10 protein-coding genes are annotated in these 16,828 nt (G+C 55.0%); 1 reads left to right on the top strand and 9 read right to left on the bottom strand.

The annotated features are described in order from the left end of the window. The 6 genes from RSSM_RS31475 to RSSM_RS06025 all read right to left on the bottom strand — a co-directional run. On the bottom strand, positions 1-1,155 hold a 1,155-nt coding region (locus RSSM_RS31475; RefSeq protein ID WP_008675685.1), incomplete at its 3' end, for an alpha-L-fucosidase. Positions 1,156-1,217: 62 nt separating this feature from the next. Next, complete coding sequence (locus RSSM_RS06045; RefSeq protein ID WP_008675684.1) at positions 1,218-2,945, bottom strand: LamG-like jellyroll fold domain-containing protein; 1,728 nt, start codon at positions 2,943-2,945, stop codon at positions 1,218-1,220. A 3-nt stretch (positions 2,946-2,948) separates the two neighbouring features. Then, entirely contained in the window at positions 2,949-3,482 is a 534-nt protein-coding gene (locus RSSM_RS06040; protein ID WP_044301331.1) for a sigma-70 family RNA polymerase sigma factor, read from the bottom strand. Between the two features lie 41 nt (positions 3,483-3,523). Next, on the bottom strand, positions 3,524-4,900 hold the full coding sequence (locus RSSM_RS06035; protein WP_008675681.1) for an enolase C-terminal domain-like protein: 1,377 nt from the start codon (positions 4,898-4,900) through the stop codon (positions 3,524-3,526). Between the two features lie 359 nt (positions 4,901-5,259). Beyond that, the gene (locus tag RSSM_RS34550) at positions 5,260-7,848 is read right to left on the bottom strand and encodes a family 43 glycosylhydrolase (protein ID WP_160168092.1); all 2,589 of its coding nucleotides are present in this window, start codon (positions 7,846-7,848) and stop codon (positions 5,260-5,262) included. A gap of 233 nt (positions 7,849-8,081) precedes the next feature. Further along, on the bottom strand, positions 8,082-10,568 hold the full coding sequence (locus RSSM_RS06025) for an alpha-L-arabinofuranosidase C-terminal domain-containing protein (protein WP_008675677.1): 2,487 nt from the start codon (positions 10,566-10,568) through the stop codon (positions 8,082-8,084). A 363-nt stretch (positions 10,569-10,931) separates the two neighbouring features. Here RSSM_RS06025 and RSSM_RS06015 point away from each other — a divergent pair, with 363 nt between their 5' ends. Further along, entirely contained in the window at positions 10,932-11,762 is an 831-nt protein-coding gene (locus RSSM_RS06015) for a glycoside hydrolase family 16 protein (protein ID WP_144059602.1), read from the top strand. 36 nt (positions 11,763-11,798) lie between these two features. Here the strand turns inward: RSSM_RS06015 and araA are convergent, their stop codons facing one another. The 3 genes from araA to RSSM_RS06000 form a co-directional block, all read right to left on the bottom strand. Further along, the gene (gene araA, locus RSSM_RS06010; protein WP_008675671.1) at positions 11,799-13,313 is read right to left on the bottom strand and encodes an L-arabinose isomerase; all 1,515 of its coding nucleotides are present in this window, start codon (positions 13,311-13,313) and stop codon (positions 11,799-11,801) included. Further along, entirely contained in the window at positions 13,310-15,043 is a 1,734-nt protein-coding gene (locus RSSM_RS06005; protein WP_008675670.1) for a ribulokinase, read from the bottom strand. The genes araA and RSSM_RS06005 overlap by 4 nt, the downstream gene beginning before the upstream one ends. Before the next feature lie 90 nt (positions 15,044-15,133). After that, complete coding sequence (locus RSSM_RS06000) at positions 15,134-16,825, bottom strand: sodium:solute symporter (RefSeq protein ID WP_008675669.1); 1,692 nt, start codon at positions 16,823-16,825, stop codon at positions 15,134-15,136. Positions 16,826-16,828: the final 3 nt, after the last annotated feature.

Raw genomic sequence — 16,828 nt, 5'->3', positions numbered from 1 at the left:
GATGGATTCGCCGTTGACTTTGAGCCAATCGCCGATGACGCCATAAAGTCGAACGGCCTCAGGATCGAGTTTTCCGTTGCCCATCGGTCCGTTGTTGATCAGGGCATTGCCTCCGGCGCAAACGGTATGCACAAAACGATGGAGCATCTCCTCTTCGGAGTGGTAGTAGCAGTTGCCTTTGGTTTTGTAACCGAACGAAGAACTCACACTGTCGGGTGACTCAACATAAAGCGGGAGTTTCTGAGTCGGGACTTCCTTGTCTCCAATCGAAACGTAGTCGTAGAGTGGCAGATACTGCGCTTCGATTTTGCCTTTTCCGCTGTGGATCAATCGCGAATTGATCAGGCATTCAGGACGATGCTTGCGAACCATGTCACTGAACAATTTGGCCCGCTCGAAGTTCATTCCCACGGGAGTGTCGAACCAGATCAAATCCAGTTCATAGTTCTTGACCAGTTCCTCCACCTGCGGAAGACTTTTCTTGCTGATGTACCGATCCATGTCGGGCTCGAAATCAGCCGGAAGGTCGGGGTGAATATCGCGTAATTTCGCTCGTTTATTGAGGTAGGGGGCGTCGGGTTCGTCCCAGTCTTGCGCGTGAGAGTAGTACACGCCAAATTTCAGTCCGTGGCGATGACACGCGTCGCAAAGTTCCTTGATGATGTCGCGCCGAAACGGAGTTGCATCGACGATGTTGTACGCGCTGACCATGGATTGAAAGAGTGCGAAGCCGTCATGATGCTTTGACGTGATGACGACATATTGAATGCCCGATTCTTGGAAGGTTCTCGCCCATTCGTTGGCATCGAATTCAGTCGGATTGAACCGGGCGGCCACTTGGTGGTATTCCAGAGCAGGGATCTTCGCCGAAATCTGAATCCATTCGGAGTACCGAAAGCCCGAACCGCGTCCTTTGTATTCGCCTTCGAGCGTCGAGTAGACGCCGAAGTGAATGAACGCGCCTAGTTTCGCGTCACGGAACCATTTCTCTTGCCGTGCGATTGAATCGGGTGTTTGTTGAAGATGATTGGGAAACCGATATTCGAAACTGACGTTGCGTTTTGCCGATTTGTTGCGTTTGGGCTTTTCTGTTTGAGCCTGGACGGGCAACGTGCTGATGATGGCGAAGAGCAATGCACCTAGAAACAATTTCATCGAAGGTCGTTCCGGATTTTGGTTGAGGGACGGTGGGAGTCCGACGGATGTTCGATAGTTGATCACGGGCGTCCCGCTTCGCAGATTCGTCGGATTTCGGATTCACCTAAGGCTTCTCCGAACACGATGAGTTCGTCGATGCATCCGTTGAGGTTGCGAACCCTTGTTTCGCGGTGTCGGTGGGTAGGGGCACTCCAATTGCCGATGGTTGCGTCGCCAATTTTCAGCAGACCGGATGCGGCTTCTTCCAGTGGTTCACGCATCGCCAACTTTCCGTTGACGTAGTGCGAAATGTCTCTCCGGACGGCATCGTAAGACATTGCTAAATGCACCCACTGGCCGAGTCGAAAGAGGTTGAAGATTGATGCCGTTCGGTACGAGTGCAGTACTGTTGAGGAGTGTCTCATGCCGAGTGCAAGAGATCCGTCCTGACGAATTTGCCAGTGCGGTCGGTTTCGGCCGAAGCCGTCGGTGAGTAGTAGCGAGTTGTATTTGCGGTCGAGGCCGTCGACCCGCAGCCAGATCGAGTAGGTCAACGACTGATACTCTCCCGGGACCGTGATGCGGACACGGTCGCCAGGTCGTTTGAATTGCAAAGACGATTTGTCTGGCCAGCGTCCTTCGGTCCATTCGCAGCCGACGATGGCGCCTTCCAATGTCGATCCGTTGGCGCCATAGCCCGAGAGGATTCGATCTTCCACGTCGTTACGGTCAAATGGGAAGTACGCGACCACGCGAGGGTCGTCTTGCATCGCATCACGGAAGGTTCGCCAGTCGCTGAGTTGTTTCTTTTGCCTTCCATCGGCGATTTGGTTGAGAAGGGAAGGCGATACGAAGTCCGCGTCACGAAGATCGATCGGAGTCGATGTTCCATCGTGGTTGACGGTAAGGGCGTCTCCGGCGTTCAGCACGCGACGTGTCTCGATGTCGCGATTGGTTTCGGCGTCATAAAGTTCGACTTTGCCGTCGAAAACATGCACTTCCGCGTCACCGTTTTGCAACACATCGAGTCCAAACTCGGTGCCAAGGTCTACGAGTTCGATCGATGGAGCGAGTACCGAAAAACCTCTCGCGGGTTTGGGAACATGCACGCGAAGTCGTCCTGAACGGCAGATGACGTGTGACTCGTCCAGGATTTCCATCTCCGCCGGGCCTTCGGCAACCACGGTCGCACCCGCGTAGAACTCGAGTTGCAAGAGTCCGGAATCCCACGTGAGTACACCGGGAGGAACCGTTTTGCCGGTCGCCCAATCGGAGGTTTGCTCGCCGACCAACGCGGAAGCTCGCGTGAGGACGGCAACGCCCAGGTCGCTCGGTTCCTCGCGTCCGACATTGGTTACGACAGTGTCGGGAGAAAGTGCGATCCTGGTCGAATCCGCGTCTGGATCGGTTGTTCGTTGATAGAGCACCGCCGCGAGGATCAGTAGACTGAGGGCAAACGCGATCGTGCCTGCTGCCTTTGGGATTTGCCAGACGTTTTCGTTTTTGGCGAGCGTGTGAGTCGAACGCGCCGACGCTTCTTCTTGCGCGGAGGCGACCACCTTCGCCACAAATCCACTGGTGTCGTCTGCGGCGTGGAGACGGGTTTGCCATGCGTCGAGGAATCTGTCACCGCTTCGCAGGTCGTCTTCGAACTGGCTGAGACGATCGCTCATCAGGAGATGATCACGCAGCAGATCGAGCTTCTTTGTGTCTTGCGACACGATCTGTGTCAGTTCGTTGAGTTGCTGTTCGGTGACGTCGTCGTCGAGAAGCAGGCCCAGTAATTCATCAAAGCGGTTTGTTGACATGTCTCAGACTTCCGCCGTGTGTATTTCGATGCACCGTTTCAACTGGACTCGAATTCGCGCGAGTGCTTGCCGCACGGAAGCGGCGGTCATGTTGAAGTGGTCCGCTAAATCGGCAGCTTTCCATCCATCGGCGTAGCGACCCGATACGAGTTCGCGGCTTTTGGGGGCCAATTGTTCGACGCAGTCACGCAGAATCGGGACGTGACATTCGCTCCACGATTCAGGGTGAGTGGACACCTCGGAGGCGTTGACGAGTAGCTCAGCCAATCCGTTGTGAAGGATGCGTTCCTGGCGGGCGCGTTTTCGAATTTCGTTGCGAACCAAGTTTCTCGCGATCCCCCGCAGCCACTTGCCCGGATCGCGTTGTCGGTCATAGGTGTTCTGTTCACGCCACGCGATCAGCAATGCTTCTTGCGCGAGATCATCGACCCAGTCGGGAGCAACACCGAGCATCCGGATGAAGGACCGCAACTGTTGATGCTGTTGAGCGACCAACTGAGCGAATTCGGGCGAGACGGTGGGGGAGGGACGGCTCATGTCGTTACCTTGTCGCGACGATGTCGAACGTGACACGTTTTTTACGTTTTTTGCTCGAGTGTTTCGGAAGGCGAGGCGGACGGGACCTCAAACCTGACTCCGGACGTCCGTGGATCGCGTTGATTCCACGCGATTCCGTCGGGAAATTGAAACTCTTGGACGAAATCGGGGCGGAACTCGAGACCCCATCCTGGAGCTGTGGGTGACACGTAGCGTCCGTCGCGAACCTGAACGGGATTCTGTACTGCGTCTTGCAGGAAATCGATGTACTCGACCAATTGGGTGTCGGAATGGCCCGACACGCTGGTTTGATCCCACATGGCGTAGTGTTGGATCATGTTGCATAACGCGATGCCGCCGCCGTGTGGGCAGACAGGCACGCCGAACTTGGCCGCCATCAGGATGATCGCCATCACGTCATTTACTCCGGCGACTCGGACGGCATCGATTTGGCAGTATCCGATCGAGCCACTCTTGAGGAGCTGTTTGAAGATCACCGGTGACGCGGCGTGTTCGCCACAGGCTAGGTGGAACGGTTCGGCATCGTATCGCTTCGCCAATTCGATGTAGCCGAGGATGTCGTCACGGGCGATCGGCTCTTCGATCCACTTCAGGTTGAACGGAAGATACCGGTCGATGTGACGTTGGGCTTCGTCGAGTCCCCAGTATTGGTTCGCGTCGACCATGAGTTCAGCGTCAACGTCAATCGCCTCTCGCATGAATCGAATCCGGCGAACGTCGGCGACAGAGTCTTGGCCGACTTTTAGTTTGAAGGCGTCGAACCCTTTGTCCTCAAGCTTTCGGATGGTGGTCAGAATTTCCTCGTCGCTCAGTCCCAGCCATCCGGCAGTGCAGTAGGCTTTGGGGCCGCCTTGGAGCAACTCTGACTCCCTTTGCTTTGCGTTCGGACGAACCCGTTGAAGTATCGAGAGTGCCTCGTCGGGCGTTAGCGCGTCGCTGATGTTGCGCCAGTCGATGCAGTCAACGATGAACTGAGGATCCAGGTCAACGAGCAATTTCCAAAGCGGTTTGCCGACGGATTTCGCCCACAGGTCCCACAGCGCGTTGAGGACAGCGCCCGCTGCCATTCGAAAGACGCCGTCGTGTAGCCAACGCAATTGGTGGTGATCAAGCAAACGACGATAGAGACGGATCGGTGCTTCAGTGAACTCATCCAGAGGCGTGTTGATGATGAGTTGGCAAAGATCGCGGATACCGTGGCAGATCCAGTCCGTTCCCGCACCAATCGTGAAAACTATCGACACGCCTCGCAGCCCGGTATTGGTTTCCAGATGCAGGACGGCCGACGAGTAGTCGGGGGCCTTGTGAAAAGGGTCCGAGCCGAGCAGTTGGTCCGAGGTAGGAACCCGAAGGTCGATGACCTCGGCGGATTGAATGACGATCGTATTGGATGACACGCGTTTTGCCGTGAATGAACGAAGACATTGGAAAGCCAGAGCCGGCGGGGGGCCTATTTTGAGGCGTACGGCTCACGTTGCCAATGTAACTCGATTGGGAGCATCGCGGCATTCTCTCGTAGAGACAGCGTCTTTGAACGCGATCAAGAGAGGCTCTTCACATGCGAAATCGCAGAGAGGTGTTTTGTCGCGGGCGGCATGGAAGGCAGCCGGCATAGAAAGACTGTGCAGGTACAGTCTGACTGGGTGTCGCGATCTCTTTCGCGGCGCCCCTTTTCAAGGCGTCTCTTTTTTTGCGACATCCTTCTCTACGGCGTCGCATCGTGAGATGTAGGGCCCTCGAAACGGAGTCGGGTGTCTTACTTCGCCGCAGGCATGGACACGGGGGAGATGCCTTCGAGCGTGGGGGTCACCGGGAGGATCTCGCCTGACGCACCGAACTGCATTTTGTCGATGCAGACCTCGCGGTGGAACCCAGCCGAAGGGCCCAGTTTGATTCCATGGGGGTAATTGAAACGGTGATAAACAATGTACCACTCGTCTCGACCGGGCACTTGGATTGTTGAGTTGTGTCCGGTGCCGTAGATGCCTTGGCTCTCATCTTTGGCGATGACCAGGTTGTCCGAAGGGATAGTGAGCGGGCCGTTGGGCGAAGTCGCGGTGGCGTAGCGGACTCGGTAGTTGGGGCTCCGTGTATCGTCTTCGGACCACAGAAAGTAATAGACGCCCTTTCGAAAGAACACGTGTGTTCCTTCTCGGTAGGTCCGGTCAGGCGTCATGATTTTGATTGTCGATTTGTTGATCGAGATCATGTCGTCATTGAGTTCGGCCACTGCCAAGTAACCGTTTCCCCAGTAAAGAAAGTTCTTGCCCGATTTCGGATCGTGGAACACGTCGGGGTCGATCTCTTGTCCGCCTCGAACTCCATCAGGTCGAAAGTCGACAAGCGGTTTGCCGCTATCCACAAAGGGGCCGGTCGGATGATCGGCAACTGCCACGCCGATCTTTTGTGCGGCGGTGAAGTAATAGTAGTAGCGATACTCGCCATTGGTTTCGCGTTCGATTATGGACGGTGCCCAGGCGTTGCGATTCGCCCACGCGACGTCACGTTTCAGATCGAGAATCACGCCGTCGTCTTTCCAGTGAACGAGGTCATGTGACGAGAAAGATCGAAAATCGGTGCCCGACCAGCCATCGTGCCCATCGCTCGTGGGATAAACGTGGAAGCGGCCTGTCTTTCTCGAATAGATAATGTCCGGGTCTGCGAAATAACCGGTCAGGGATGGGTTGTGGTGTTCGACCGCTGATACTTTGAATTTCAATTTGCTGCCGGCACGGTACTCCACTGGACCTTTTGAGAAATCTTGAGCCCCGGTTGGGCTGACGAGAGACCGGTCGCTCACGGTCAATTGAGGATTGAGGTCAGATCGGTCCGTGCCTGGTTCCACGGGGAGTTGAACGGTGCCGGTTTCCAGGTCCGTCACGATATTGTTGGGTTTGACTGAATCGGAGGCGGATTGGAACTGGAACGCGGCTCGCCGTTGCTTCCGTCGTAGTGCTGCTTTGTCAATCAAACGGAAGGTGGCTCGTTCTTTGTCAGTGTTCGAAGTGACCGAACCAGCGACCAACATGGAGTTTTCGTTGATCAGGTATTGCGAGTTGTCGCTGACGAGTTGGAACGAAACGGCTGACGAATCGGCCAAACCAGGAACCTGTAGGAAACTCGCGCGGGCGGCAAAGTTGTCGCTGTCGTTTTTCGGTTCGATAACAAATCCGTTGTCCTTCTTTGCCAAGAAGCGATTCGGGAAGTTAACCGATTGGATTGACACGGATCCCGGTTGAGACGCCAACCCTTCAACGATTTTCCAGTCTGCGTCCTGGGAGGGTTGCACGTTTGAGTCGACCCGCAGAACGAAGTTGGTGTGACGGACATAGTGGTCGGGAGCGGAAAGCGACTCAATCCGTTGTGGCGAGGTGCTCGGCCATCGGTTCCTTAACGCGTCGTATTCGGTCTGGGTGACCGGCACGACCGTCCCGTGGCGAACGGGATGAAACGGGAACGTCATCGGTTCGCTAGGTTGGAAGTCGCCCTTCGCGAGGTCGGCGGTTTCGTACGGCTGATATCCCTTGCCACGGCTGTACCAATCGAGCAGCAAACACCACCGAGCAGGTTGGTCCTCGGTGGGTGGCTCGATTTGGAAACAGGTCGGTCCTTCATAACCGGTCAAACGACTCAGCGAGAAGTCCGATACGTCTTCCCAACCTTCCATCAATTGCGAGCTGGTTTCCATCGTGATGGCTTTGTATCGCTCGTCTTTGGTAAAGCGATAATAGAAACCACGATCTCGAACGATTGTGGTATCGATGACCGTGTTGGGCTTTTCGATGTAAATGAACGGTTCGCTGAACGTTTTGAAATCTTTCGTGTGTGCGGCCCAAATCCGGTGCTTGCTGAAATTGTCGCGAGCGGTCAGGGAGGCCCAGAAGACCATGTACTCTCCTCGTTCTTCGTCATAGACGGCTTCCGGTGCCCATGTGCAACCGGCATCGTCGGGCGCGACCTTGACCAACCGCGGTTCGGACCAGTTCACTAGATCCTCGGATTCCCAAACGACGATCGATTGGCTTCCCGCTCGCACCGCCCTCCCCCAGTCATGGTTGAGATGGATCGATAGATCGGTCGCGATCAAGAAGAATTTCGCGTTGTCTGGCGAGCGGATGATGAAGGGGTCACGCACACCTTTCTCTCCCACCGTGCTGACGAGGATCGGTTGCCCGTTGTTCAATACCTGCCAGTCTCGGCCGTCTTCACTCAGCATGAAGTAGACCTGTTCGGTCATTGGAGTGCCTTCGCCACGGAAGGTCGCAAACAGATACCCTCCGGTGTCGGCCGCGCACGCCAGCGACGCGACGAAGAGGTGAAGGACAGCAAAGAAGTGAGGTTTCATGCTCGGTTGCTCATCTAGTTTGTCGAGAAAGTGTCGTCGGAGGGGTTTTGAGCGATTGGGAGCGAACCACTGGTCCGACGGTTTCATGCGAGGCGTTTGCCCCTGACATTTGTAGGGTAGACCATGTTTTGTCACGGTTGCTCGCTTTCAATCGCACCGGCATAAGATTGCCGATGTCAGTTGCGACCATGGAACACGTGAAGGTGTGCCGCCGTCCTCTCTATCGTGCAGAATCAACGTTCGGTTTTCAGGCGAATGACGTCGACCGTATAGGCTGAGATCGTGTGAGAAAACTGTTTGCCCGCGGGGATTGAGCTTTTCGAAGGAACGATGTTCTCAGGATTCTCGTAGGTGTTGGTAGCGTCTTTCGTACCTGAGAGAGAAATGAGCGTTGCGGTATTCGCCACTTGTTGAGCGCCCGCTAAGTTCACATGAGTCTGGATCGAATCCGCGGTTGGGTTTGCCATTTTCAGGATCACCTCGCCTGTGGATTGGTCGTACGTGGAGGACAAACTGAGTTCGGCGGGTTTGATCTCGTACTGTTGTATCAGTTGATCATCGATGTAGCACCGAATTTGTCCTGGCGACAACTCAACGGTCAGGTCGTACCATCGGTTGGTCTCGATCGATCCACCTACACTGTCAACGGTTGCCGCTCGTCCGGAGAGTTCCTCCAGTCCGTGTCGTGTATTGTTCCAACCGCCGACGTTCCACCAGTAGCCACCGTTGCCTTTGGCATCCGCACCAAAGCGAACCAAGAAACCTTCGGAGCCTCCTGTTTTGCGGGCTCGTATTTCAATGGATACGGTTTCACCGTCAATCACCTCTCGGCCGAGACTCATCGCGGGCGTTGCGGTTTTATCGGTTTGGTAGTAGTGATTATCTTTGTCTGAGTAGGTCCCACTAAGAACTTTCCAATTGGTCGGGGACACATCGCGTCCGTTTACGGTCACTTTTTCGACTTCGATCGTCGTGTTCCAGCTTCCGATTCCAATTTGTCCAGATACGGTAGATGGGCGGCCTATTGTTTTCATGGCCACCTCGTTGTTCAGAAAGACATCGCCTTTGTTTTGGCCGTATAGTTGTTGCACGTAGTAGTTGGCTGTGCGAACGACGTTGCGTTTGTCGAAGTAGATCAAGTCCGGGTTCCACTGGCAGTGTCCTTTCCGGCCGAACAGTGGTGCGTAGCAGGTCATGTCGACCATGTCCGCATTGCGTTCGACACCGTTGAGAAATACTGCTTCCGAAATCGCTGAGAACAGAGTGTTCTTGCGTCCGTGGTCATGCGCGGCGTACTCGCCAACAAAAATCAGCGGTTTGTTCCGGTCGAAATCGTCAAACCTGCCTTCGTTTTTGAGAAACCAATTCGGCGGCATGTAATAGTGCTCGTCCGAACTGTAGACGTTGTCCTTGGTCATCAGATCATAGATCGGGATTCCTGCGCCGAGCCCAGAGGTTCCAATGATTTTGATCTCTGGATAGGCTTCGCGTATCGCTTTGGAAAACAAGGGAAACCGTTGACGCATGTCTGGCGTGTCATGTTCTTCGTTGCCGAGGCAAACAAACTCGAGGTTGAACGGTTTGGGATGGCCCATTTCCGCACGCAGTTGTCCCCACAGACTCGTTGTTGGGCCGTTCGCAAACTCGATGAGGTCGAGGGCATCCTGGATGTGCGGCCCGAGTTCATCGATCGGGACGAAATCGTTGCCACGAAAACCGCAGCCCACTCCGATCGGAATGACCGGAAGTGGAGCCATCTCGAGGTCTTCGCACAACTGAAAATACTCGAAGAACCCGAGTCCGTATGATTGGTGGTAGCCCCACAGGTTCCAGTTTGGTTTGCGTTGGGCGATGTCGCCGACGCTGTCTTTCCAGTTGTATCGGTTGTCGTACCCGCTGCCATGGGCGATGCAACCGCCGGGAAAACGAAAGAATTTCGGATTCAATTCTTTCAACGCCAGGACCAGGTCTTTTCGCAGTCCGTTTCTGCGTCCCTTGAAAGTGTTTTGAGGGAATAGCGAAACCATGTCGAGGTGCAGCGTGCCTTCCCCCGAGGTGGTTACGAGTAGGGAGGCTTCGTCGGTTGACTGGTTCGCAGTGATGATGCCTTCTAGTTTTTTCCAGTCGCCATCGACACCTTGCAGGCGGACGCTCCCGCAGTCTGAGCCATCTTTCGATTCGAGCCTGATCGTTAATGATGAGTCACCGGACCAGTCCTTCGCACGCGCGTAGAGTGACACGTTGTAGCGGGCACCTTGATCCAAATGGATTCCGTCGTAGCCCTTGTTACTCACACCGACTTCGCCACTCTTTGTAATTTGCAATTCGACATAATTGCGATTGTTCGGGTTCAGCGGTTCCGCGTCGGTGACTTGGGTTTCCGCGTGACCGCCGCTTCGTTGGATCGTGTTCCAAGCGTAGAGAGGATGGAGCCCTTGTCCACGACGATTGTTTGTAAGCGAGTAGTATTCGAACGAGCGGTTTTGCACTAACTCTGCATACAATCCACCATCGGCCGCGTAGTTGATGTCTTCAAAAAACAGACCATACAAGTGAGGGCTGAGTTCGACGGTAGGTTGATCGCAGAAGACTTGGATCTCAGCGGTTCCTTCCGCGTCGGCTACGTTCATGGCAGTGAGGGTCAATAAGGTTGCCAGTATTAGCGCGGTGTTGTACTTGGCGAAGCAGGCTCCGCGTACGCGTTCAAACGTGTTGTTCATTGGGGGGCCTTTGTTAAGGCGAGTGGGGATAGGGGGGAGGAACGAGATGTGGGAGGGAAGATGCGCTTGCATCGAACTCGATGGAGAGATGGTCTCTCAATACGCTTGATCGTTCAATGCAATTCCACGCAGAAAAATATCGATATCACGCTGATGGCCCCATGTTGGGTCTTGGGGGCATTGCTCTGTGGGTATGTTTGAATCAAGGTTCTACAACCGAGAGCGTGATGCCCGCGCAGGCGATCGATGCCGCAGTGCCCGACTTCTTTGGTCGTCTAGTTCTGATGAAAGATGAAGCGACAGGAATCGCGAGGTGGAAGGTCCACTTTGCATCTCTGTCAAACGAAAACGAGAGAGCGTTCGATGCGAATTCATATTGCTGTGCTGATGGTGTTTCATTTGTCAGCTTCGCAGTTGTGTACCAACACGTCTTCCGCTGACTTGCAGCTCGTTTGGGCGGATGAATTTGAGGTTGATGGTGCACCCGATCCGAAAAATTGGAACTACGAACTTGGCTTTGCCCGCAATCGTGAACTGCAGTGGTACCAGCGACAAAACGCCTACTGCCAAGGTGGCCGGCTGGTTATCGAAGGTCGCCGAGAACGTAGGAAAAATCCCAACTACGAGGCGGGCAGCAAGACTTGGAAGACGCAGCGAAAGTTCGCGGAATACACGTCTGCTTCGTTGACGACTCGGGGCCTTCAGAGTTGGAAGTACGGCCGGTTTGAAGTGAAAGCGAGAATCACGGCAAAGCCAGGGCTTTGGCCCGCGATTTGGTTTCTAGGTGTGGAAGGAGAATGGCCGAGTAACGGTGAAATCGATCTGATGGAGTACTACGACGGGAACATTTTGGCGAATGCGTGCTGGGGAACGCGACAACGTTGGAATGCAAAGTGGGATAGCATCAAAAAGCCGGTAGACTCGTTTGGCGATCCGACATGGGATGAAAGGTTCCATGTATGGAGAATGGATTGGGATGCCGACAGCATCAAGTTGTTTGTGGATGATCGGTTGCTCAATACGATCGATGTTCGCAAGACATTAAATCCGACCGACCGAGGACCGAAAAACCCTTTCCGGCAACCTCACTATTTGTTACTCAACCTTGCAATCGGTGGTGCCAACGGTGGTGATCCGGCGGGCACCACCTTTCCAACGCGATATGAGATTGAATACGTTCGAGTTTATCAGTGAATCGCAGTTTCGAGTCGCGAGACGTTGATCCTGCGTCTACATCCTGCCGAGTCCGGGGGCGATGTGATAGTAGATTTCATTGTTTCGGAGCGTTTGTTTGAAGTCTCTTAGTTTGGTTTCCGCGTCGATGATCGCGACTTCAACTCCAGCGATTTCTGCGAGGTCTTCGATGTACTCGGTCGTCACGCTGTAGCTGAATCCGGTGTGGTGGGCACCACCGGCATAGATCCACGATCCGACAGCGGTTTTTAGATCAGGCCGGCACTTCCAAACCGCGCGGGCTACCGGAAGTTTGGGCAGATCATGAGGTGGTTTGATCGCATCCACCTCGTTGACCAGCAACCGGAACCGATTCCCAAGGTCCATCATCGCGACGTTGACTGCGGCACCTTCGTGTGCGTCAAAGATCATTCGTACAGGATCGTCCTGACCACCAATCCCCAGCGGATGAATATCGATTGTCGGTTTATGCGAGGCAATCGACGGGCAGATCTCGAGCATATGAGATCCCAGGACGAGTTGTCCGTTGGGGTTCAGTTCATAGGTATAGTCTTCCATGAAGGACGTCCCACCAGGCATGTCGGCGGACATGGTTTTCATTGCACGAACGAGTGCAGCGGTTTTCCAATCGCCTTCACCCGCGTAGCCATAGCCGTCGGCCATCAACCGTTGTACCGCCAAGCCTGGTAACTGCGTCAGGCCGTGCAGGTCTTCAAACGTGTCGGTGAAGCCAATGAAATCGCCATCTTCGAGAAAGGCTCGCAGTCCGAGTTCTTGGCGGGCGTTGTAGCGAAGTGCGTCGTGGCGTTCGCCTCCGCGACGGAGAGCGGCGGCGACATCATATTGCGATTCGTATTGAGCACATAAGTCAGTGACCGCACTTTCGTTGATCCCGTTCATGGCCTCAACCAGGTCGCCGACGCCGTGCGTGTTGACGGAGAAGCCGAATCGTGCTTCGGCCGCTACCTTGTCGCCTTCGGTCACGGCAACGTAACGCATGTTATCGCCGATGCGTACGAACTTGCCTCCCTGCCAATCAGCCCAGGCGTGGGCGACCCGCATCCAAACGGCGACTCGGTCTTGGACTTCCTCATCACTCCAGTGGCCGACGACGACTTTCCGTCCGAGACGCAGACGCGTGTGAATGAATCCATGTTCGCGATCACCGTGAGCGGCTTGGTTCAGATTCATGAAGTCCATGTCGATATCTGCCCATGGCAAATCTCGATTGAACTGAGTCGCAAGGTGCAATACCGGTTTGGCGAGCTGCAGCAAGCCACCGATCCACATCTTGGAAGGCGAAAAGGTGTGGCACCAAAGGATGACGCCTGCGCAGTCTTCGGAGTTGTTGGCTTCCAGGCAACGTGCGCGAATTTCTTCGGGACGGGTGACGATCGGTTTGAAAACCAGGTTCAACGGCAAACGCCCAGATTTGTTCAATTCGTTGACGATCTGCTGCGAGTTTTCCGCGACCTGTTTGAGAGGTCCTTCGCCGTATAGGTGTTGTGAACCGGTGATAAACCAGATTTCGGGTTTTGGCATGTTGCTCATGAGCGGACGAGTTCGACGTGGGGACGGGCTTCTGTTGGTTGAGTGTCGGTGTCAGAGGAATGATCGGGTTTCTGCGACAACGTTTTGATTTGGATGAGTTCCTTCATCACGTCGGAAAGATCGACTGAATGGCGAACGCCACCGAAGGAATCGTGAATTTGACGGTAGAGCGTGAAGAGTTGGTCGTAAATTATCTGATTTGCGGCAATGGGGCGGTAGCTGACGTCTTTGAGGGAAGTCATCGAGTCCTGCGCGGTACGGAAGTTAGGATGTTCCCCGGCGAGGACCGCGGCGGATATGGCGCCGCCGAGTGCACACGCTTGGCTCGATCCGGCAACGAGCATCGTACAGCCGGTGATGTCGGCGTAAATCTGCATCAGCAACGGGTTCTTCTCTGCGATACCACCAGCACATACGACTCGATCAATCGGGACACCATATTCTGCAATGCGTTCGATAATGGTTCGGGCTCCAAAGGCGGTCGCTTCGATCAACGAACGATAGATTTCCGCGCGAGTGGTGTGCAGCGTTTGCCCGAGCATTAAACCACTGAGCATCGGATCGACCAGCGTTGTGCGATTGCCGTTGTTCCAATCGAGAGCGAGCAGACCGCTTTGGCCGGGCGCGAGAGATTCGGCTTCGAGGGAGAGTCTCGCGTGCAGCGCGGCATCACCCCCGCACACGCCTTCGACCCACCACTTGAAGATGTCACCGACGGCACTCTGCCCGGCTTCGATACCGTAGTAGTCTGGCAAAATGGCGCCTGGCACGATGCCGCAGATGCCCGGTATATCCGCGATGGACTTACTTTCGTGGACAACCACGCAGTCACACGTCGAGGTGCCGATGACTTTGACGAGCGTTCCCTCGTCGATACCGCAACCGATGGCACCGTAGTGCACATCGAATTCACCGATGGCGATCGGGATTCCGGCAGTCAGCCCCAGTTGATTCGCCCATTTGTCGCACAGTGTGCCAGCGGCTTCGGTGGCATCGTACGCCGTTTCGTAGAGGCGATCACGAAGTTCGGAGAGTGCCGGATCGAGCATTGATAGAAACTCTTTGTCTGGCAGGCCACCCCATTGGTCGCTGTACAACGCTTTATGCCCGGCGGCACAGATCCCGCGTTTGATTTCCCGCGGGTCATTCACTCCTGCCAGAACCGAAGGAATGAAGTCACACAGTTCGACCCAACTGAACGCGGCGTCGAATACATCGGGTGATGAATTCAGGCAGTGCCAAATCTTGCTCCAGAACCATTCCGACGAATAGGTGTTGCCGCACTTGGCGATGTAATCCGGCCGATGTTCCTTGGCGAGTGCAGTGATCGTGGCCGCTTCCTGGTGGCTGGTGTGGTCTTTCCACAACCAACACTGCGCCGCCAAGTACTTCGACCATGATTCGTTTAACGCCAATGGGATATTGTTTTCATCGACCGGGATTGGGCTGGATCCGGTGGTATCAACGCCGATGCCGATAATTTTGTCGGCGGAGAAACCGGCAACGTTGGACGCGTTTTCGATGGCCCCTCGCACGGACTTTTCCAAGCCGAGCAGATAGTCGCCGGGGTGTTGGCGGGCGAGGTGATGATCCTGCGGATCGAGCAAGATACCTTGCTGTCCGCTGGGGTAATCAAACACGCAACTGCCTAGTTCGAACCCATCAGCAACGTCCACTACGATCGCACGAACGGAGTTGGATCCATAGTCAATTCCAAGCGTGTACGGCATTTTTCTGTGCTCCTTGTAGATACTCTGTTCGACGATCAAACGTGGTGTGATCCGCGAATGCCGGCGATGACGCCCCTCGTGGAGACGGCGTCAACTCAACCAAAAACTGAAATAGAGGTAAACGCCGATGACCATACCGAGGACAGCCACGGAGGCGACGACATCGGTGGCAGTCCAACTGTTTCGAATCGCCAAGCGGTCTTCTGGCGACAGCCCGCCCCAGGTGATACCGTTCGTCTTTTCCTCTCCCGGCGATTCCGTCAGCAATGACAAACCGACCACGATGGCGACACTGATAAGCAGCAAGACGCCGGAGTAGTAAAGGAAATTGAAGTCCGCGATGTCTTTCCAAATTCCGCTTTGTACTTCCAGGGAAGTCGTGACGGCTTCGACGGTCAGTTTGCCCATTCCGAGGACGAAGCCGATGATCAATCCCCAGAACGCTCCGGTCGCATTGACCCGTCGCCAGAAGAGTCCGAGCAGAAAGACGGCAGTGATCGGAGGCGCGAGATAGCTTTGGACACCTTGCAGGTATTTGTAGATGCCGCCGCCTGCCATCGCTTTCATAATCGGGATCCAGATCAGGCCCGCGATGACGACAGCAACCGTTGCCAAGCGACCGATGTAGACGTAGTGCTTTTCGGTTTTACCTGGTCGGAGTTTTTCATAGATGTCGATCGTGAACAGAGTCGCACACGAATTAAACAGTGATGCGAGTGAGCTCATCAGGGCCGACATTAATCCCGCGACCACGAGACCACGCAAACCGATTGGAAGCAGTCCGGTCACCATCGTGGCGAAGACTTGGTCGCCATCAATCTCACCACTGCTCCGCGTTGGGATGGAGATGCTGCCTTTTTGATGAAGAGCCCAACCGATCATGCCGGGGATCAGGAAGATCATCACCGGCCAGACCTTCAGGAAGCCGCCAAAGATGGCGCCGCGTCGTGCTTCGGTCAGGTCTTTCGAAGCCAGTGTTCGTTGGACAATGTATTGGTCGGTGCACCAGTACCAGATGCCGATCACGGGCGAGGCGATCAAAATACCGAGCCAAGGGAAGTCGCCGTTTTTCCACCAAGGCACACCCTCCTGAACGAGTGGACGCCACAATGCGAATTCGGCTTTTGATGCCGACGCGGTCGCCTGCAGTTCTCCCCAACCGCCGAGTTCTCGCAGTCCGAACCAAGTAATGAAGAACGACCCGAGAAGCAGCACCACCGTTTGTGCCACCTCGGTATAAAGCACCGCACGCAGTCCACCGAAAACGGTGTAGACTCCCGTCAAAATCACGGTAACGAAGGCACCGACCCAGAACGCGTTTTCGGGGGTGCCAAACGTATCGGGGAGCAGGCTCATGAACACGAGAGCCCCGGCGTATACCGTGACTGACACTTTGGTGAAAACGTATGCCAGCAAGCTGACGATCGACAGCACCCAACGCGTTCGGGAATCGAACCGACGTTCGAGAAATTCCGGCATCGTGAAGACACCGCTGCGATAGTAGAACGGGACGAACACCCACGCGAGTAACAACATCACCCACGCGTGTAATTCCCAGTGGGCCATCGCCATCCCGGAAGACGCCCCGTTGCCCGCCAAGCCTACGATGTGTTCGGAACCGATGTTCGAGGCGAAGAGCGATGCCCCGATCACAAACCAACTGGCGTGTCGCCCTGCGAGGAAGTAATCCGATGTCGATGAAATTTGTTTGGAGGACCAGTGCACAATGGCAACCAATCCCATGAAATAGATGGCGACAACAACCCAGTCAAAGATTTGCATGGT

The sequence above is a fragment of the Aporhodopirellula sallentina SM41 genome, assembly GCF_000346505.1.
Classification (GTDB): domain Bacteria; phylum Planctomycetota; class Planctomycetia; order Pirellulales; family Pirellulaceae; genus Rhodopirellula; species Rhodopirellula sallentina.
The sequence above is the reverse complement of the archived record's forward strand: the minus strand, read 5'-3'. Positions and strand labels throughout refer to the sequence as shown.